General features: G+C 55.8%; 18 protein-coding genes and 2 pseudogenes. 7 read left to right on the forward strand and 13 right to left on the reverse strand.

Features of this window, described 5'->3' with window-relative positions:
- The 6 genes and pseudogenes from ACSIPU_RS00005 to tssE form a co-directional block, all read left to right on the forward strand.
- A pseudogene (locus ACSIPU_RS00005) lies at positions 1–172 on the forward strand (type VI secretion IcmF C-terminal domain-containing protein); the annotation flags it as partial.
- Positions 173–416: 244 nt separating this feature from the next.
- Positions 417–599 (forward strand): hypothetical protein, encoded by a 183-nt coding sequence (locus tag ACSIPU_RS00010; RefSeq protein ID WP_285159921.1) that lies wholly within the window; start codon positions 417–419, stop codon positions 597–599.
- A gap of 177 nt (positions 600–776) precedes the next feature.
- The gene (gene tssF / locus ACSIPU_RS00015) at positions 777–2,537 is read left to right on the forward strand and encodes a type VI secretion system baseplate subunit TssF (RefSeq protein WP_135800129.1); all 1,761 of its coding nucleotides are present in this window, start codon (positions 777–779) and stop codon (positions 2,535–2,537) included.
- Positions 2,501–3,586 carry a type VI secretion system baseplate subunit TssG gene (tssG, locus tag ACSIPU_RS00020; RefSeq protein WP_023320828.1) on the forward strand — a complete coding sequence of 362 codons (1,086 nt, stop codon included), beginning with the start codon at positions 2,501–2,503 and terminating at the stop codon, positions 3,584–3,586. Before tssF ends, tssG begins: the two co-directional genes overlap by 37 nt.
- Positions 3,564–4,067 carry a type VI secretion system lipoprotein TssJ gene (gene tssJ, locus ACSIPU_RS00025; protein WP_196558080.1) on the forward strand — a complete coding sequence of 168 codons (504 nt, stop codon included), beginning with the start codon at positions 3,564–3,566 and terminating at the stop codon, positions 4,065–4,067. The genes tssG and tssJ overlap by 23 nt, the downstream gene beginning before the upstream one ends.
- A gap of 38 nt (positions 4,068–4,105) precedes the next feature.
- Entirely contained in the window at positions 4,106–4,594 is a 489-nt protein-coding gene (gene tssE, locus ACSIPU_RS00030; protein WP_166643860.1) for a type VI secretion system baseplate subunit TssE, read from the forward strand.
- 148 nt (positions 4,595–4,742) lie between these two features.
- On the opposite strand, the gene ACSIPU_RS00035 is transcribed toward tssE, so the two are convergent.
- Both ACSIPU_RS00035 and ACSIPU_RS00040 read right to left on the reverse strand, forming a co-directional pair.
- A complete protein-coding gene (locus ACSIPU_RS00035) occupies positions 4,743–6,422 on the reverse strand; it encodes a glycoside hydrolase family 43 protein (protein WP_032728138.1) in 1,680 nt (559 codons plus the stop codon).
- Positions 6,423–6,477: 55 nt separating this feature from the next.
- The gene (locus tag ACSIPU_RS00040; protein WP_166643861.1) at positions 6,478–7,917 is read right to left on the reverse strand and encodes an MFS transporter; all 1,440 of its coding nucleotides are present in this window, start codon (positions 7,915–7,917) and stop codon (positions 6,478–6,480) included.
- A gap of 1,065 nt (positions 7,918–8,982) precedes the next feature.
- Between ACSIPU_RS00040 and ACSIPU_RS00045 the strand changes: the two are divergent.
- Positions 8,983–9,320: pseudogene (locus ACSIPU_RS00045) on the forward strand (carbohydrate porin); the annotation flags it as partial.
- A 64-nt stretch (positions 9,321–9,384) separates the two neighbouring features.
- On the opposite strand, the gene ACSIPU_RS00050 reads toward ACSIPU_RS00045, so the two are convergent.
- The 11 genes from ACSIPU_RS00050 to ACSIPU_RS00100 all read right to left on the reverse strand — a co-directional run bounded on the left by ACSIPU_RS00050 (position 9,385) and on the right by ACSIPU_RS00100 (position 19,244).
- Positions 9,385–10,344: a YbgA family protein gene (locus ACSIPU_RS00050; protein ID WP_024274071.1), complete on the reverse strand. Its 960-nt coding sequence runs from the start codon at positions 10,342–10,344 to the stop codon at positions 9,385–9,387.
- A 14-nt stretch (positions 10,345–10,358) separates the two neighbouring features.
- Entirely contained in the window at positions 10,359–10,892 is a 534-nt protein-coding gene (locus ACSIPU_RS00055; RefSeq protein ID WP_024274072.1) for a DUF3833 domain-containing protein, read from the reverse strand.
- Entirely contained in the window at positions 10,889–12,112 is a 1,224-nt protein-coding gene (locus ACSIPU_RS00060; protein WP_024274073.1) for an SAM-dependent methyltransferase, read from the reverse strand. The genes ACSIPU_RS00055 and ACSIPU_RS00060 overlap by 4 nt, the downstream gene beginning before the upstream one ends.
- A complete protein-coding gene (locus ACSIPU_RS00065) occupies positions 12,109–12,831 on the reverse strand; it encodes a DUF1365 domain-containing protein (protein ID WP_196558081.1) in 723 nt (240 codons plus the stop codon). Before ACSIPU_RS00065 ends, ACSIPU_RS00060 begins: the two co-directional genes overlap by 4 nt.
- Position 12,832: 1 nt before the next feature.
- On the reverse strand, positions 12,833–14,092 hold the full coding sequence (locus ACSIPU_RS00070) for an NAD(P)/FAD-dependent oxidoreductase (RefSeq protein ID WP_017146024.1): 1,260 nt from the start codon (positions 14,090–14,092) through the stop codon (positions 12,833–12,835).
- Positions 14,089–14,808 carry an SDR family NAD(P)-dependent oxidoreductase gene (locus ACSIPU_RS00075; protein WP_004101533.1) on the reverse strand — a complete coding sequence of 240 codons (720 nt, stop codon included), beginning with the start codon at positions 14,806–14,808 and terminating at the stop codon, positions 14,089–14,091. Before ACSIPU_RS00075 ends, ACSIPU_RS00070 begins: the two co-directional genes overlap by 4 nt.
- Positions 14,805–15,239, reverse strand: a complete 435-nt coding sequence (locus ACSIPU_RS00080; RefSeq protein WP_004101535.1) for a nuclear transport factor 2 family protein — start codon at positions 15,237–15,239, stop codon at positions 14,805–14,807. The genes ACSIPU_RS00075 and ACSIPU_RS00080 overlap by 4 nt, the downstream gene beginning before the upstream one ends.
- A gap of 267 nt (positions 15,240–15,506) precedes the next feature.
- The gene (locus tag ACSIPU_RS00085) at positions 15,507–16,235 is read right to left on the reverse strand and encodes a MerR family transcriptional regulator (RefSeq protein WP_004101537.1); all 729 of its coding nucleotides are present in this window, start codon (positions 16,233–16,235) and stop codon (positions 15,507–15,509) included.
- A 100-nt stretch (positions 16,236–16,335) separates the two neighbouring features.
- The gene (locus ACSIPU_RS00090; protein ID WP_016807654.1) at positions 16,336–16,680 is read right to left on the reverse strand and encodes a DUF1294 domain-containing protein; all 345 of its coding nucleotides are present in this window, start codon (positions 16,678–16,680) and stop codon (positions 16,336–16,338) included.
- 98 nt (positions 16,681–16,778) lie between these two features.
- Complete coding sequence (locus ACSIPU_RS00095) at positions 16,779–17,966, reverse strand: MFS transporter (RefSeq protein ID WP_023320840.1); 1,188 nt, start codon at positions 17,964–17,966, stop codon at positions 16,779–16,781.
- Between the two features lie 141 nt (positions 17,967–18,107).
- Positions 18,108–19,244, reverse strand: coding sequence for an alpha/beta hydrolase (locus ACSIPU_RS00100; protein WP_016807767.1), 1,137 nt, complete (start codon positions 19,242–19,244; stop codon positions 18,108–18,110).
- Between the last annotated feature and the right edge of the window lie 105 nt (positions 19,245–19,349).

Below are 19,349 nucleotides of genomic sequence, written 5' to 3' on the forward strand. Positions count from 1 at the left end.
ACCGGACAGGCGGCAGCTGCAGTGGCTGCTGCGCACGGAGCTGGGCGACGGTCCGCTGGCGCTGCTGAAGCTGCGCAACTTCAGGCTGCCGGCGCAGATATTCAGCGCCGGTGTCCCGGCAGTCGGCCGCACGGATGAAGAGAGATATGACGCGGGGGAGATGAGTGAATAATGAACCCGGCGGCGGCCAGCCGCGACGATATTTGACGGTCTTAAGACCTCTTCGGCGGTGACTGGAAATGACCCCTCCCCCTCGTATGAAGCTATTGTGTCGGAGACGGGACGCGGCGAAGCAGAACAAATCCGGTTACGGCCGGATAGAGAATTGCTACCTGGCGTACTGAGATCTGTCTTATCGCTCAGAACGGCGGGTAGTGCGTCAGTAATCTGAATATCGACCCATTAATGAGAGCGCAATGGAGAAAGGGAGTGATTTGATTCGCGTTGACAGAACTACCTGCGGCGAATTTATCTGCCGGTTCACTATGCTGGGCGTACCGGTTGCGCGTGAAATAGACCGGGTAACGGGTGGTCAACATCCGGGCATATACACGATCGCTGGCTCTATTCCTGGAGACAGTCTTGATGGCCTGGGGTAGGCCGGAACGTTGCACAATAAAAGTTCCTGTCCTGTCCTGGCCCGGTTCGGTTTATCGCCTCAATGATGAACGATACCTATGAGCTGTGATGCTGCTAAGGGTGTATCAGATCGTTCTTCCTTCCCGCGCTTTTAACAAAATGCGTTCACGTTGCTACAAGGCACAGCATAAAATTCTATGGATGACTTAACTCTGCGTTATTTTGACGCCGAAATGCGTTACCTGCGTGAAGCAGGTGAAGAATTCGCCCGCGCCCATCCTGACCGGGCAGCGGCCTTAAATCTCGACAAAGCGGGCGCGCGCGACCCGTATGTGGAACGCCTGTTTGAAGGCTTCGCCTTTCTGATGGGCCGCCTGCGGGAAAAGCTCGACGACGATCTGCCGGAACTGACCGGCGGTCTGGTCAGCATGATCTGGCCACATTACCTGCGTACCATTCCTTCGCTCTCCATTGTCGAATTCACCGCGGACTGGCATGAACTGAAAGAACCTCTACGAATAGAAAAGGGCTTTGGCATACTTTCGCAGCCTATTGGCGAAAAGCGCACCCGTTGCCATTACACCACTACGCAACCGTTGACCCTGCTCCCCTTGTCGCTTGTCCGGGCGGGGATGTCGACGGAAGCGGACGGGCGCTCGCTTATCCGCCTGCGCTTTGAGTGCAGCTCGCTGGCAGACTGGAGCCGCATCGATGTAAGCCGCGTCCCGCTGTATCTGAATGCCGATGCGCCGCTGGCCTGCGCTCTGCATGAGGCGCTGACGCTCCGGGTGGCGAAAACGTATGTTCGCCTCCCCGGCAATGCCGAACGCTGGCCGCTGGATGCCCGTTTTGCCGTCTGCGGTTTCAGTCAGGATGAGGCGCTACTGCCGGAGAGCGGCAGCTTCAGCGGTTATCAGCTGTTGCTGGAGTATTTTTCCTTCCGGGAAAAATTTATGTCGGTGTCGCTGCGCGGCCTGGAAAATGTGAATTTCCCTGAGGTTCTGGCGTGGTTTGAAATTGATATCGTGCTGGAGAAACAGTGGCCGCACGAATATGCGCTGTCGGAGAAAAATCTGCGCCTGCACTGCGCGCCGGTGATTAATCTGTTCCCTCTGGAGTCCGATCCGCTGCACCTGGACTCGTTGCAGACCGAATATCTGCTGCGCCCGATGCGTATCCAGGATGGTCATACCGAAATTTATTCCGTGGATTCGGTCACTTCCTCGCGCCATTCCGGCCATCAGACGTATGTGCCCTTTACCAGCTTCCGTCACAAAGGGGGCATGCTGCGCCATGATGCGCCGGAATATTACTATCATACACGGGTGAAGCCCGGTCCTTCCGGGCTGCACGACACCTGGCTGATGCTCGGCGGCGAGGCGTTTGATAACCACAGCGTACCTGAGCATGAAAAGCTATCGCTCAGCCTGACCGGCACTAATGGTCAACTGCCGCGCCGGGCGCTACAGAGCGCGCTGCTGGATACGGTGGTGAAATCCACCGCCACGCCTATCCAGGTGCGCAATCTTTGCGCCCCGACGCTGCCGTGCTATCCGCCGGATCGCGACCGATTTCACTGGCGAGTACTAAGTCATCTCGGCAGCAGCTTCCTGTGGATGATGGATAACGCCGACGTGCTGCGCGGCGCGCTGGCCCTCTATGACTGGACCGATAACGAGATGAATCGCCGCCGCCTGGAGGCGATTGTTGATGTCAGGCACAGCGAGGTGGAACGTTTTGCGCAGGGCCATTTTCTGCGCGGCGTACAGATTGAGGTGACCCTCGACAGCAGCGGCTTCGCCGGGCACGGCGATATCTGCCTGTTTGGCGAAATGCTGAACCGCTTCTTCGCGCTCTATACCGATATTCATCTGTTCAACCATCTGATTCTGATACTACAACCTGGGGGAGAACGTCTCGAATGGCAGGAGAACCACAACCGCCGTATTCCCGGCTGAGTCCCCGGCTGGAGCGGGAAATCCATCGCATTAACTTCTACCGCTTCTGCCAGTTACTGGAAAAGCGTCACCCGGAAGCCTCCCCGTTGGGCGGTACTCTGAACCCGGCCAGCGATCCGGTACGTTTTCGGCCGCATCCGGGAATGGGCTTCCCGGTTAGCGAGCTAAAAGCGGTGGAATATGATGAGTATCATCCTGATGCGCCGCCGACGGTGCGTACGACGTTTATGGGGCTCTACGGCGTCGACTCACCCCTGCCCACCGCATGGCTCGATGATATCGCCCGACAGCGGGAAGGGCACGAAGCGCAGGAGGCCTTTCTCGATATCTTTAACCACCGCATTCTGACGCAGTTCTATCGCATCTGGCGAAAATATTCGTACCCGGCGACGTTTGAAGCGGGCGGCAGGGACAGCACCTCGCAGAGTCTACTGGGACTTATCGGTCTGGGCATACCGGGTACCGCAAAGCATATCGCCACTCCGACGTCGCGTTTTCTGGCGCTGCTCGGCATCATGCGCCTGCCTGCGCGTACCGAAGAGGGCGTGCAGGCGCTGGTACGGCTGCTGGCTCCCCGCACGCAGGCCCGCGTCACGCCGCACTCTCCGCGCCCGTTTTCCATCAGCCATCCTCTGGGGTTTTACGACAATGACGATTTTCTGCTTGATGGCTATAACGTGCTGGGCGATGAAACGACAGAGGTCAGCAGCCAGCTGTTGATTGCGCTGTATACGGATGATATTGCCGAGACGCAGGGATGGTTACCGGAAGGGCAGCTATATCAGGACTTTGTGGTCCTGCTGCGGGTCTATCTCGGGTGGCGCTATAAGGCGCGGATACAGCTGACCGTTCCTGCTCAGCTACTGGCTGCGCCGGTGCTGGGCGACTCCCCTTTTATGCTCGGCATGACGGGGGTACTGGGTGTGGAGGGGGAAACGATCCCGCCCGATATCCCCGCCGCTTTTACTATTGAGCCAGGCAACTATAACGGAATGCCGTCTGCAACTTTACAACAAGGAAACCAACGTGTTGCGTATCACTTCGATTAAGCGATCTACCTTACTACTTATACCGTTAATGCTGACGGGGTGTGGCCTGACGCAGAAAATTAGCGACGGCACCTCATCGGTAGTGAAATCGGTCTTTTATAAACCGGTAAAAACCCTGCATCTGGACGTGACTGGCCGGGCAGAGCTGAACACCGATGAGCGGGAAAATGCCTCATTCTCCCAGCCGGTGATGGTATGGGTGTACCAGCTCAGGGACCGTAAGGCGTTTGATCATTTGCTCTATCAGCAGCTGGCTTCGGAAGGCGATAATGCAGCCGGAAACGAACTGCTTGCCAGCCATAGCCTGGTGGTGAAACCCGGCGCAGACGCCAGCCTCGACATGCCGATGGAGGAAAGAACGCAGTTTATCGCGGTGGTGGGGCTGTTTCGGGCGCCGGATATGGTGAGGAATGACTGGAAGCTGGTACTGAGACGCGACGACCTCGATCCGGACAAACCACGCGTTATTGAAGCCAGCTAACATCGTCTGACGCTGCAACCGAAGAAGGATGACTGATGATGGGGGGAACTTCTCTGTATGAAATGCTCTACGGCAATTTTGCCGGAGGGACTGCACTGGACCAGGTGAGCGAAGAAACCCAGGTGATTCTGTCGGTTCTGGATAATATGCAGCGCATTGTTAACTGTCGCGCCGGGACGCTGGCGCATCTTCCGGATTACGGCCTGCCGGATATGACTAAAATTCTGCAGGGTATGCCAGGGACGGCCCATGAACTGATGAGCATCTTGTCGACCGTGTTGCTTAAATATGAGCCCAGGCTAAAGAAAGTGAAGGTGGTTCTGCTGGCGCAGGCGATGGCGGGCGAGCTGCGCTATGGGCTTGATGCTGAGCTGAGGGGTATTGGCCTGGTACGTTATGGTACCGTATTTATGCCCGAGGGAAGGGTGCTTATTCGTCATCTGAAGCAGCAGCATTACCTGGAGGCCCGTTCCGCAATCCAGGCTTTGCAGGCTGGTATCATCAGATCGTCCAACGCTGAAGCTTGATGAGAACCGGCGGTGGCCCGTGCCCGCCGGGGAATGATGCGCTTTAAAGATGAAAACGCGCCATCGACGCTCTTCTTGCGAGCTGGCGCGGTCCGCCGCGCCAGCTCCGCTTACAGAGACGTTTGGCTACCCCTAACCAGCGGGCCGTTTAATAACTACGTAACTCATTGGCTTCCCAGCTATAAACCTCATTACCAACTAACGAATCGCCAAGTTCCTGATAATCAAAATGATAAAACTCAGCGCTGGCGCCATAGCCGGAGTAGTCGACTGCCGCAAGGCCAACAAACGCTCCGGTAAAGAAACCGCCATAGCTCTGCAAGACATAGTCATCTGAAAGGATAGCGGCATCTAACCTGACCGGGATTTCAGTGAACGCGACGCCATCAAAGCTATATTCATAGCTATACGTTTCCTTCCTGACTTTGCTGCGCAACCAGACATATTCGACATGCTCTGGCACCTTAATGGCATTATCTTTCAGATAGGAAGTATATTTTCCGCGATTATTTTCCCCTATTTCAATGACCCTTCCATTAATTTCATTCCAGGTAACAAACACAAAGCTCCAGTGGCGATCGTTATAGTAATTCGTTAATCCTGCCATTTGCTGGTAGTTGAACGGATCAAATTTTACTTTTACCTGGGCATCAAAATAAAAGGCTTGCCAGCGTCGGGCAATCAGCGACAGATCGTGCGTATTGGCTAAAGAGCCCTGGCCGATTAAGGTGAGCTTTCCGTCTCCGGTAGTACCCATTTTCTCGCTAAAGGGCACCCGCAACGTATTCCAGTTGGGATCGAGCGTCGGCGTGGTAAAGTCGTCGTGCTGGTTACGATCCTCTGCACTTTCGGTATAAATGGCGTCTTTCGGCCCCTCGACGAACGTTTTACCGCCGTGACCGCCCGCAATACGCGGCCAGCCATCTTCATCCCAGTACACTTTTTGGATCGACGTTTCTCTGCCGAGGGTTGACCAGCCGCGAGGATCGTAGACCGACTCGCCAGGGCGATTCCACGGACGAGCGCAGAGCGAGGCATAGTACCATTCGCCTCCTGGGGTAGAAACTAAGGCGCCATGCCCTTGCTTTTGGATATAGCTGTCTGGCGTATCGACATTCGTTAAGAAGACGTCTCCCGGTTCGGTAGTAAAACTGTTGGCTTCCAGCGTTTTTGAGCGGGCAACCACTTCCTGGTGGGTAAATACGGTTCCTCCTTGAGCGGCAAAAAGATAATAATATCCGTTGAGCTTATAGAGATGTGGCCCTTCAACGAGGCCAACGGCAGTCCCATGATAAATGGTACGCGCGGTTCCCGGCATTAATTTCAGGGTTTTGGTATCCAGTTCGGTTAACGTAATGCCGTCAAAAGGGTGGTGATATTCGCGATGATCCCAGGTTTGCTGCACGATATATTTTCGGCCATCATCATCGTGGAAAAGAGAGGCATCAAAACCCACGCCGTTAAGCTTGACAGGATCGCTCCAGGGGCCGCGAATATCGGTCGCGGTGGTCAGATAGTTAGTCATGTCTTTAAAGGCGCCTTCGGTGACTTTGACATCGGTATAGACTAACCAGAATTGACCGTCGGCCCAGGAGAGCGCCGGCGCCCAAATACCGCCGGATGAGGGGTTGCCTTTCATATCCAGCAGGGTGGTCGTTGACAAAGGCGCAGGGAGAAGATTCCAGTGCTCAAGGTCTTTTGACTCATGTAAACGAACGCCAGGAAACCACTCAAATGTAGAGTTGGCGATATAGTAAGTGTCCTCGACACGGATAATACTGGGGTCGGCATTAAATCCACGTAAAATAGGGTTTTGAATAAGAGACATATCATTACACCTTTTTTATTTAAAAGTTCCAACTGCGTCAGATTTATATTTTTAACTAAACGCGTATCTCATCAAGCTGACGATTGATATCGGTCACGTTTTTGTCCGAGATGGGATAAACCTGGATAATGATCATTGAAATAATCGCCAAAGCAATCGGGATCCAAACTGCGGTCATTATAATCCCCTCGATTGCGCTGGCACTTTGCCGGGCGCCGGTTTCATTGAAGCCATAAACGGCCAGCAACCATAGCGGAATCGCGCCGCCGATAGTAAAGCCAATCTTAAAAAAGAGCCCCATAATAGCGTTAATGATGGCAGCGTTTCGTTTGCCCGATTTTAGTTCGCCATATGCAATCACTTCCGGCACCAGCGCCCACATGAAGCCGGTCGCTGACGTTAAGCCCCACTGTTTAATAAATGTCGCGATGTAAGCAAGCCACAGCACATCGTGCATACCCTCGCGCGACCAAATATAGGTTAATAATTCACCGACAATGAACATGGCCAGAAAAAGATGGAAGAACCCTTTTTTGCCAAAAATTTTCTTGAGTCGCGGCCAGAAAATGGGGAAAGCAATGCCCGGAATAGAGGCGACCAGGCCAACTGCGCCCATCCATTCTGAATGGCCAACAACGTACTGATTGAAAAAGCCATTTACCGTGTTCATAAAAAACATGAACGTAAAGGCCAGCATAAAGAACAGTCCGAGAATAACCAGCGGGCGATTATGTTTGAGTTCAAGAAAAAGATCGGTGGTTTTGACGTTAGCCGTCTGTTCCGCTGTCGCCACCACACGTTCTTTGGTGAATTTATAGCAGATGAAAAGCGCCACCGCGCCAATCAACATATAAATTGAGTAAACGCCAAACCAGGCATAGTTCGCAGAAGGATCGGTATAGTTACCCAGATTGAGTTCAATACCAAAAAAACCGGTGTCCTTCAGGCTGCGATCTTTAGGCGAAGCCATTTGTACAAACATCGGGAACAGAGTATAGACAAGCAGGTTGGCGCTGTTGGCCAGCATCATTCGCGTACTGGTGAGCTTATCAATCGATTCCGGGTCGCGCGTCAGTGAAGCGTTAAGTGAACCATAAGGAATATTCACGAGCGAATAGACTAAATCCAGCGCCAGATAGATGATAAAAGCAAAAGGGACTGAACCGCGGACGCCGGGGATCGGGGCAAAAAGTAAAGCGGAAAGGATCACCAGCGGCACGCCAGCTCTGAGCAGCCAGGGACGGTATTTCCCGGCGTTCGATGTTCTCTTGTCAACGAAAGTTCCCACCATCGGATCCCAAAAGACATTGATGATGCGGACAAAAAGAAATATAAACCCTGCCGTTGCTGTACTGATGGTATTGACCGTCAGCATGTGTAGAGCAAGAAAACCGCCAATTGTGCCAAAAACCAGGTTTTGAGCAAAGTCGCCCATCCCATAACCAATACGTTCCCCGCGAGTTAATTTATGATATTCGTCATGGCGACTTTGCATTATGTTTTTACCCATGCTGAGCAGACTCCGGCTTGTTGTGTAGATGTGTAACACTTTCTGACATAAATGATCTCGAAGAATCTATTACGTTTTTAAATTAATTTATTATGTTTTTTTACTTCTGTGATCATCAAAGCAAAGGCAACTCCAGAGTATGTTGAGTCACTACACAAAAATGCTATTCCGCCTGCGTTGGAATTTTCTAAAACCACCATTTTATCCCTTACAACTTGCATTCCTGCATAAAATGTACGCCAGATAGCTCCCCGAGTGTTAAATATATAAAGCTGTTATTTGCGAGATGGCTCACAGTTGGGGCTTGCTTAATCGCTGAGTGAAATAACGTAATTCAATGACCGGGCAGGAGAATAGAGGATGTGTCACAATTATTAATTTACTTTTCCCTTGATTTTGGCGTTTAGCATGCAACGGTATTTTGCGAGGGGCACGGTCAGCGTTTATACCACCAGCGCGGCGCTGTCGCAGTCGAGTCGTTACGGTGTTCCTGGCGGTAGCGCAGGTTAATACGTCCATCACTGCCGACGGGTGTTTGGGCGCTCCGCAAGCCTTGTGGACGCTTGCGCTGCAATAAAGGCATGCAGTCGAAAAGGAGAGGGACGGGACAATAACGTTTTTACCCATACTGTTTTGCATTTATGCAGCCGATGAAGACTTGCCGGGTATATGCCGCAATAATCGTAAGGATATATCCGCAGGGTTTTCCTTATACCCTATGAAAAATAGCAGGGGGCTGTTGGAATAAGGATATACGTTCCGTCGCAAATGCCTGAGCCGTTACTGAGTTCACTGCTGGTCAGCGAATTATCCTTAGGGTAGATTTATACGGATTAGCATAAATGATGACACGTTTATTAGGGAGGCGCGACAACCCGAATAGTGAAAAAACCTCACTGGCCGGACAAAATAAAAATTAAATTGCTCTCATAATAGCGGCATATTCTGCCTGCCCGGAATGGGATTGTTATTATCTGAATAAGATTAACCTGTCTTGAGATAAACATGACAATGATAAAAAACTTACATCAACGATGGCGGTTATCGCCGCTGGCCTTCCGCGACTATGACAACGGCAAGGACACTAGCGACAACCGTAAAACGATGGCGCCATCGTGCGGCCAATGTACTTCTGGAACGATGTGCATTCGACCTGGCTGGAAGCAAGCTATCAGCGCGTCGATTACGATCGGGGCGGCGATAACCGCGGCTGGAAGCTGACGCTGTCGCAAAACATCGCCATTGGCATGGGGGCGGAGAGCCGCCGGATGCTGCGCTTCTACGTCCCCGGCGGCCGGGTGGACAATAAGCACATCGCCAAAGTGAACGACAGCAGCGTCGAACGGCTGCATTCGTTAAACGTCGGCGGGATGTTTGAGGCGTGGTTCCAGGTCTGTCGGCATCTACGCGAACAGGCTGGCCTGCGCCGGCCTGTTCGCGGGTTCTGTAGACTTAATTCACCGTCAGGCGCAGGGCCAGATCCTGCGGATAGGGATCAAAGTAGTTCTGCGTCTGCAGGTAACGATCCGGGTATTCCGCCAGATAGTGCTTAAGCAGCGTTAGCGGTGCGAGGATCGGCAGCAGTCCGGAGCGATAGTTGAGGATCACGTCGCGTAACTCGCCGCGCTGGCGGCTGTTCAGCTGGTTACGGAAGTAGCCCTGAATATGCATCAGTACGTTGGTGTGATTTTTACGCGAGGCGGGCTTTTTCAGGATCGCCATCAATTTGTCGCGGTACGCCACAAAGAAAGCCTCCAGATCCTCCCATTCATGCAGCGAGGCAACGAACGGGCCAATTTCCCGGTAACCCGCCTGATGGTGAGCCAGCAGCTGAAGCTTATAGCGGCTATGGAAATCCAGCAGCCCACGGCGCGTCAGGCCACTTTTGTGCAAGCAGTTGAGCTCGTGCAGGGCAAAAACTCTTTCGACAAAATTCTCACGCAGCGCCGGATCGTGCAGGCGGCCGTCCTCTTCTACCGGTAGCCAGGGATATTTCTCCAGCAGCGCGGCGGTAAATAACCCTGTGCCTTCTTTACGTCCGCGATTGCCCTTATCATCATACAGCCGCACGCGCTCCATACCGCAGCTCGGTGATTTGGCGCAGACGATAAATCCCGACAGTTCGCCCAGCGTCGTAAGGTGGGCGCTGGCAAAATCGGCCATTTTCTCCGTTACGTCGTCGTGCGGAGCATGGGTGAAGCGCATGCGGATATCCCCTTCGCGAGTTTGGACCAGCCGCAGCGCAGGCCGGGGAACGGGCAGGCCGATCGCCATCTCCGGACAGACGGGCTTAAACGCGACCCATTGCGCCAGCTCATCCATCACGAATCCCATTCGCTTATGCCCGCCGTCGAATCGCACGGCTGCACCGGTCAAACATCCGCTGATCCCAATCAAAGGTTGTGTGCTCATGGCATAATCCTCTTTTATTGTGCTGTCCGGGTGAAGAAAAGGGTGACGGTGGCGACGGTAACGCCAAATTTCTTCATCTCCGTTTTGTTGAACAGATGCACGCCGTCCTGCAGGAACATCCAGTCGTCGAAATCGAGTCGCCAGCGGCTACCCTCGGCTTTTACGTTCATGCTGTAGCGCCAGTGAAAAGCGTTGCCCGATGCCTGGCCAAGCGCCACGCCGGTAATATCGCCAGCGGTGCCTTGATAACGGTTGTCGCCGGTGCGGCGAATGCGCCATACCCGCTGCTGCTTTTCGCCATCATCGTAGACAAAGCGTTCATGTAGCGTCAGCGTGTCGCCAACAACCTCACCGTCAATCTCAACATGAAAGCGGCGTAGCTGCTTGCCATGGCGATCCTGCACCATCCCCCATGCTTCGGTTTTACCCTGAAAATAGTGGAAGATATCCAGCGCCGGCTGCTGCTGTCGATAATCGGTCACTTCGGCGCTGCAGCCCGCCAGCGCCAGCATCAGCAGCGCGAGGCCAAGGGTCAAAATGCGTTTCATGATGTTCGCTCCGCGGTGAGCTGCACGACGCTGATGGTGCGGGCGTTAAATCCGGCCTCACAGTAGCCGAAGTAATAAAGCCACATGCGGCGGAAACGTTCATCAAAGCCGAGCTTCTCGATATCCTGCCAGGCGTGGAGAAAACGCTGCCGCCAGTGGGCCAGGGTACGGGCGTAGTCCGGGCCCATATCGAACAGATCGCGCATCACAAAATCGGTATGGCGCGTCATCAGTTCGTTCATCACTGTAATGCTGGGCAAAAATCCGCCCGGAAAGATATAGCGCTGAATAAAATCCACGCTTTTGCTGTAGCCGCGATAGCGCTGGTCCTGGATGGTGATTGCCTGGATCGCCATCCTGCCGCCCGGACGCAAGCGCGCCTGACAGGTGCGGAAAAAAGCCGGCAGATAGCGTTGGCCCACGGCCTCAATCATCTCCACCGACAGCAGCTTGTCGTACTGGCCGGTGAGATCGCGGTAATCGCAGAGCAGCACGTCGACGCGATCCTGAAGCCCGGCGCGGGCAATCCGCGCTTTGGCCCACTGAAACTGTTCCTGCGACAGGGTGGTGGTGGTGACCCGACAGCCGTAATGGCGAGCGGCGAATTCGGCCATTGCTCCCCAGCCGGTACCGATCTCCAGCAAATGATCGCCGGGCGTAAGCGCCAGACGCTCGCACAGGCGCGCCATTTTGGCCCGCTGGGCCTGGGTGAGATCCTGACCGTCATCGGTAAACAGCGCGCTGGAGTAGAGGAGCTCGTCGTCAAGAAAGCGGGCGTAAAAGTCGTTGCCCAGATCGTAATGGGCGGCGATATTCTCCTTCGCCTGCGCGCGCGAGTTGCGGCGCGTCCAGTGGCGCAGTCGTTCTACGGGCTTGCCCAGTAGCCGGAAGCCGCGCTCCAGCCGTCCCAGCACCTGGCCGTTGCGCGCCAGGATCTGCAGCAACTGCGTCAACTGCTGGCTCTCCCATTCTCCGTCCATCCAGGCCTCCGCCGCGGCAAGGCTGCCGCCAGTGAGTAAGCGCCAGTAGACGCCCGCGGAGAGGACGTGCGCGTCGGCGCGTAACGTCGCGGCGGGGTCGCCAAAGTGAAAGGTCTGCGCCCCTTCGCGAACGGTGAGCGAGCCTTCACGAATGCCGCTCAACAGACGAAAGAGCAACCAGCGCGCGATACGTACGTTGCGCGGGATATCGGGCTCAAGCGCAAAAACGGGATCGGTCATGAGCGTTCACTCCTGCTGACAGGATGGTTGTACAGCGGCACGCGCTTGAGCCACAGCCGTAGCGCCTGCCAGTAAATCGCGAGAACGGTTTTCAGCGTCATCAGCGGAATGCGCAGCAGCAGCCCTCGCAGGTTGGCCCGGGTTAAGGGTTCACGGCTCAGGGCCAGCGTGGCATCGAAGACTTTTGCCGTCTGATGGTTCTCAATATGCATATGCAGCGTTTTACCGGGCCGGTTGAATCGCCAGTGATAGACCATGTCCATCGGGTTAAACGGCGAGACGTGAAATGCCTTATCCAGCGGACGCGTCCGTTGGCCGTCCACGGCGTAGTAATGCCGTTCATTCCACGGCGTGTTGCGCACTTCTGCCAGTACCCAGCGCAGGGCGCCTGCGCCGTCATAGCAGTAGTAAAAGTTGACCGGGTTAAAATGAAAGCCCAGATAGCGCAGCTGGGTCAGCAGCATAACGCGGCCATCCGGACGCGCGCCGGTCAGGCTTTCCAGCCGATTCAGAACCTGCGCTTTCAGCGGCATACCCAGCGGGTAATCCGCATCGTAAAAAGAGGCGGCAGCAAAACTATTGCGGCGGATACCCACTTCGCTGAGCAGGTCCAGTTCATCCAGATCGAGCCAGGCCATGAAGATGCGATAGCGAAAATGGTGCGCTTTCGGCTGGAGACGGCGGTGGCGTAATACCCCTTCATACAGGCAGCTGTTCATTTCAGCGATTCTCCGTCGCGGCGATGCCGTTGACCACATCGAGGGCGCTGCGCACGCCATCTTCATGGAAGCCGTTATACCAGTACGCGCCGCAGAACCAGCTCCGCTGGCGGCCGTTGATCTCCTCGCGCCGCAGCTGAGCCGACCCGCTTTGTGGATTAAACAACGGATGTTCATAGACCATACGTTTCCAGACGAAGCGCGGGTCCACCGGCGTCGGCGGATTGAGGGTGACGCAGAACAGCGGGGCGTCGGCAGGCAGGCCCTGAAGAATATTCATGTTGTAGGTGACGCAGGCGCTGGCCTGATCCTGCTCGCTCAGGCGATAGTTCCAGCTGGCCCAGGCGCGCTTACGCACCGGCAGCCAGCGGGGATCGCTGTGCAGAACCACCTCGTTGCGCTGCCAGCCGATATCGCCCAGAATCTCGCGTTCGGCGACGGTGGGTTCCGCCAGCATGGCCAGCGCATCGGCCGAATGGCAGGCGAAGATCGCCTGATCGAAATGCTCCTCTCCCGTTGCCAGTTGCAACGTCACGCCATCCTGACCGCGGATAACGTTTTGCACCGGCGTATTGAGGCGGAGGCTCAGGCGATCGCCAGACCGGACAAGCAGGGCGCGGACGTATTCGCGCGAGCCGCCGGGCACCACGTACCACTGCGGACGCTGGCGGATATCCAGCAGGCCGTGATTATCAAAGAAGCGTAAGAACAGCGCCAGCGGGAAGCGACGCATCTCCTGTAGCGACGAAGACCAGATAGCGGCCCCCATCGGCAGAATGTAGTGGCGCGCAAAAAAAGGGCTAAAGCGGTGGCGCTCGAGGAAGGTCTGTAGCGTGGCGGCCGGGTCGAACGCGCCTCCCAGAGCCTGCTTCGCCAGCCGATTAAAACGGACGATTTCTCTCAGCAGACCCCAGAAGGCCGGCTTAAGCAGATTGCGTCGCTGGGCGAAAAGCGAACTCAGGCTATGACCGTTATACTCCAGGCCACTCTGCGGGTTATGGACCGAAAAGCTCATTTGCGTTTTTTGGCCGCGGATCCCCAGCTCGCTCAGCAGGCCGATAAAGTGCGGATAGGTGCGATCGTTATACACAATGAATCCGGTATCGATGGCCCACGTACCCTGCGGCGTGGCGATATCCACCGTTGCGGTGTGCCCTCCCGGCGTGGATGCAGCTTCGAACAGGGTTACCTGGTGTTGCGCGGCAAGACGCCATGCGCAGGTCAGCCCGGCAATCCCGCTGCCAATAATCGCGATTTTCATGACCGTACCATCCTGCGTAACAGCTTGCGTTGAAGACTTTCAGGAAGCCCGGCCAGCAGGCGCAGAAGCAAACAAAAGCCAGTCGGGAAGGCAATACGATCGTGACCTTTCGCCAGGCCGCGGCGAATGGCTTTCACCGCCTGCTCCACGCTCACCTGTCCAGGCATTGAAAAATCGTTCTGACGCGTTAGTGGGGTATCAACAAACCCAGGCGAAACGACCGTGACGGCGATCCCTCGTGGCTCCCAGTCCAGGCGCAGACTGTTGGCAAACCAGGTTAGCGCCGCTTTCGATGCGCCATAGGCCTCGGCCCGTGGAAAGGGCAGCCAGTGCGCCATCGAGCTCACCAGCACCACGCGATTCCCGGCTGACAGCTGCGACTGAAGCGCTGCCAGGCAGTTCACCGGCCCGAGAAAATTGGTGGTGATGACTCTTTCAACCAGCCCGGCATCAACCATGCCGCGATCGAGGTACTCGCAGGTCCCGGCGCAGAGAATGACCCAATCGGCGCGGCAGTTGGCGAGCGTCTGGCGACAGGCATCCCTGTCCGTCATATCGAATGAGAGAACGCGGATGTTGGGGCTGTGCTGCTGTAGCGCCGCCAGACGAGACGGATCGCGGCCGCAGGCAATGACAAGATGACCATCCGCAGCAAAGGATCTGGCGAGCCCGGCGCCAATGCCGGAGCTGGCGCCGGTGATCAGAACAGTCATCATTTCCGCACCCTCCGCTTGACGCCGCGCACCGCCGATCCCAGCAGGGGAAGATGTTCATACAGCATCTCTCCGGCGTCGTAGTAGTCACGCTGATGAATAATGCGTTCGTCCTCAATGGTGACCGTTGAACATCCCGCAAGCTCTAGCGCCGCTCCGCCGGCAAGCCGCGGATGCGACCAGTGCATGGTCCAGGCGACGGCAAAGCGTTGACCGGCGCAGAGCGGGGCATCGAGGGTGAAACGGCAGTGATCCACGTTAGCCAGCAGGTGTGAAAGGTAATCCTGGATTGCGGCCAGTCCCTGATGTTGGCCAAAAGGATCGATCAGCACGGCATGGGCATGGTACAGCTCGGCCAGCGCTGAGGGCGGCTGGGTATCCAGCGTGGCATAGTACGCGCTAAAACGACTGATGGCGGACGACGAGGGACGCATAGGTCACTTCCTGAGTAAACAATGTGGCATAGTTAAAACTTACACAATTAATAATATTTGTCCAAGTTTTGGTGAAAATATTTTTTATTGTTGTTATTTATCATGTGGTTATTATTGAAACTTTGATGCGTGGTTCTGGAGGCGTTAGCGAGAAAAGAGGCGTCTGCGAGCGGGTGCGAAAAAGTTGCACGAAAAAGCAAAGGGGGATTTTTGTTGGGGCGATACTGAGGGACCTGTTCGCTGCGCCACGGGGTGTGGCGCATGCCATTACAGCGCGACAATCTCCAGCGAGACAACCTGCTGCTGCCAGCGTTCAATCTGCCTCTGCCGGGCAGGCGAGAGTTTACCGGTCGTCACCAGCAGCCATTTGCGTTCTGGCAGGATCTCCGGTGCAAGGGTTGCGGGAGGGGTGGGAAGGACGTCGATGCGGTGACCCTTGCCGGTGCGCTTGAGCGCTTCAAGCCAGATTTCGCAGGCGTCCGTCAGGTGCCAGCCGGTGATCAGATAGTTATCGCCGGGCGCTTTTTTGTCCCCTTCGAGGCAAAAGGAGGTATAGGCGATAATGATGCCATCGAGGATTTCGCGCAGCGTCATGATTGCCGGGACATTGGCGGAAACCTGGCTACGCAGCGGGCGCAGCACTTCGGTGACCAGCTCGGGGCGGGGATATTCACGACCGGCGTCGTAAATCAGCTGGCGCAGTGATTCGATTTTTCCCTCTTTCAGTCGCTGCAGCATGCTTTCCTGCAAGGTGAGCCAGTTATTTGTCCGTCGCGCGCCGGGACGGGCCAGCAGGGGCTTGACCTGGCTGACCGGCACCCCTTTTTTGACCCAGTCGAGAATTTTGAGCGCCTGCTGAATATCGTCATCGCTGTACAGACGATGGCCGCCATCGGTACGCTGTGGCTTAAGGAGGCCGTAGCGACGCTGCCAGGCGCGAAGCGTGGTCGCGTTAATGCCGCAAAGCTGCGCAAATTCACCGATGGAGTAGGTCATAAGGTACACCTGATAATCAACAATACTCTCAATAATATACTACGAATAGCGGCGGGTTGAATGGCTTGCCCCGTTTACCCGCCGCCAGCGTTGCCATCGCTCAGTGAGCGGAAAAAGCATACAACCCATAAATCGCCGCCATCCCTGCGATGCTGACCATCGTACTGATGACGAACCAGGTCCTGAACGGCTGCTTCTGCGTTTTATGGCGGAACAGCCTTTGGCCCGCTATGGCTCCAGCCCAGCCGCCCAACAGGCCAAATGTCAGTAAAGTGGCCTCGGGCACTCTACGCCAGGCCCTGCGCGCCGCCATTTTATCCACGCCATAAATCACCAGCGTCAGTACGTTAATCAGCAGCAGCCAGACAGCAAAGGGCCAGGAGGTAAAAAAGCTACCGATCGCTGCGAAGATCAGTAGCAGCCAGCAACACCGGTTGAGATGCATAATATGAGCCGCGGTTATTTTTCAGCGTGAATGCAAGCCGCATTATACGCATTACCCGCGACGAGAAAACTCCGCTGCTCGTATCGGATTCCGTGAGCTTATTTCGCCGGTTGACGGCTGGTGAGCAAAGTCATACCCACCGCGGCAAGCAGCAAAATGCCGCTTAAGCCAAACGCGCTTTGCCACCCCAGGCGGTCGAATGCCCAACCTCCAGCAGTTGAACCCAGCGCGATCGACAGCTGAATGACGGCGACCATCAGGCCGCCACCCGCCTCGGCATCATTGGGCAGGGTCCGCGCTATCCAGGTCCACCAGCCGGTTGGCGCCGCCGTCGCCAGCATTCCCCATAAGCTTAACAGTACGGCAACGGGCCAGACGTGGTGGCCGACCAGAAGCAGCGTTGCGGCAATCGCCGCCATCAGCAACGGGAGGGTGATTAAGGTCTGATAAAACCGGGCGTTGAGGAGCGTCGAAACGCACAGAGTGCCGATAAAACCCGCGACGCCGATAGCGAGCAGAATCAGTGACAGACCTGAGGCGCTGATATGGGTTACCGTTTCCAGAAATGGCCGCACGTAGGTAAATAAGGCAAACTGGCCCATAAAGAAAAGTCCGCAGGCCAGCAGGCCGATGGCGACGATGGGGCGGCTGAACAGACGAAGCAAAGCACCGCGTGGCCGACTCGCTGTGGCGCTTTCCATCGCTGGCAGGCTGACGCACTGCCAGATGAATGCAGCTATCGCCAGCGGCACGAGGCAGAAAAAAGCGCCGCGCCAGCCGACGGTGGCTCCCAGGTAGCTGCCAAGCGGCGCCGCTACGACGGTTGCCAGCGCGTTACCGCCGTTGAAAATCGCCAGCGCACGGGGAACCTGGTGCGCCGGCACCAGTCTGATAGCGGTGGCCGCCGACATGGACCAGAAGCCACCGATAACGACGCCAATCAGGGCTCTTCCCGCCATATAAACCGCATAGTTGTGGGCGAGGGCAACAATCATTCCCGACGCCGCCATCAGCACCGTCAGCCCCAGCAGGAGATATTTACGATTCAGACTGCCGGCAAGGTCAGAGATGGTCAGGCTGGTCAGCACCGCCAGGGCGCCGGAAATCGCAATGCCCTGGCCTGCCAGCCCCTCGGTGATATTTAACTCTCTGGCAATCGGCGTCAGCAGGCTGACCGGCAGAAATTCGGAAGCGATAAGGACAAAAACGCACAGCGTCATGGCAAAGACGCCGCCCCAGTGGGCGGGGGGTTGAGGGTGTGGTGTATTACGACTCAATATGGACATGATGGACATCTCTGGATATTTTTTCGGCCAGATTCAGGCCCTGCCGCAAAGGACGCCTGGCATGGAATAGCGGCAAAAAAGGCGGTGAAAAGTCATGGGCGCGAGGGTCAGCCGCCCGCAAAGACGGGCGGCTCGGGGGCGTTATCTCAGGCTGGTTTTGAAGAACTGTTCAAATCTTGCAAACGGGATTTTACCGGCCGCATTATCATACAGATCGACATGGTTCGCGCCGGGGACAATGACCAGCTCTTTCTCTTTACTGCCGATAGCCTTGAAAGCGTCTTCGGCAAAATAGCGTGAGTGGGCATTTTCACCGGTTACGATCAGCGTCGGGATGGTGACTTCATTGGCATAGCTCAGCAGCGGCATATTCATAAACGACAGCGGCATGGTCGCGTTCCACGCGCCGGTTGAGTTGACGGAGCGGGCGTGGAAACCGCGCGGCATGCGGTAATAATCAAAGAACTCTTTCAATACCGGGTTCGGGTTGGCTGGCAGGGTTTCCGGCAGGATACGATCGCCCGCGCTGGCGTTGCCTTTCTCATCGACATAAATGTCATGTCCGCCCGGTGCGAAGGTACCGTTTTCCGCATCTTTCCAGCGCTGCGCGTTCAGATATTGCAGTACGGCGCGGCGATCGGCGGTGGTATAACGATCTTTACCGTCGCCAACGCCGTGGCCCATCGCGCGGCTCATATCGTACATAACGCTGGTGGCCACCGCTTTGACGCGGGTATCCATCGCGGCATCGTTCAGCGCCATGCCGCCCCAGCCGCAGATGCCGAGCAGGCCGATTCGGTTGCGATCCACTTCGTTTTGCAATCCTAAAAAATCCACCGCCGCGCTGAAATCCTCAGTATTGATATCCGGCGAGGCGACGTTACGCGGATGACCGCCGCTTTCCCCCGTGTACGAAGGATCGAAGGCGAGGGTGACAAAGCCCTGTTCTGCCAGGGTCTGGGCATACAGCCCGCTGGACTGCTCTTTCACCGCGCCGAAGGGGCCGCTTACGGCAATCGCCGCCAGCTTGCGCTCGCCGCGATCTTTAGGGATGTAGAGATCGCCGACCAGGGTGATCCCGTAGCGGTTCTGGAAGGTCACCTTGCGGTGATCGACTTTCGCGCTTTTCGTAAAGGTTTTGTCCCAGGTTTCGATCAGCGAAACGGGCGCGTTCGGATTGGTTGTATCGGCATAGCTCATGGTTGTTACTCCACTTAATGATGCGCATAGCAGCATGGCTGGCATGACGGCCGTCAGTTTTCTGGTGAACGCTTTCATCAATATTTCCCCTAAAACAGGTTCCTGATACAGGTTTCATACGGACAACGCTGCTGTGCTTTGTTGCAGTGCGCTGATTATAGTTAGCAGTCAGAGTGCTGATTA

Origin of the sequence: Klebsiella sp. HN106, assembly GCF_051209435.1 — a bacterium.
GTDB lineage: Bacteria > Pseudomonadota > Gammaproteobacteria > Enterobacterales > Enterobacteriaceae > Klebsiella > Klebsiella oxytoca.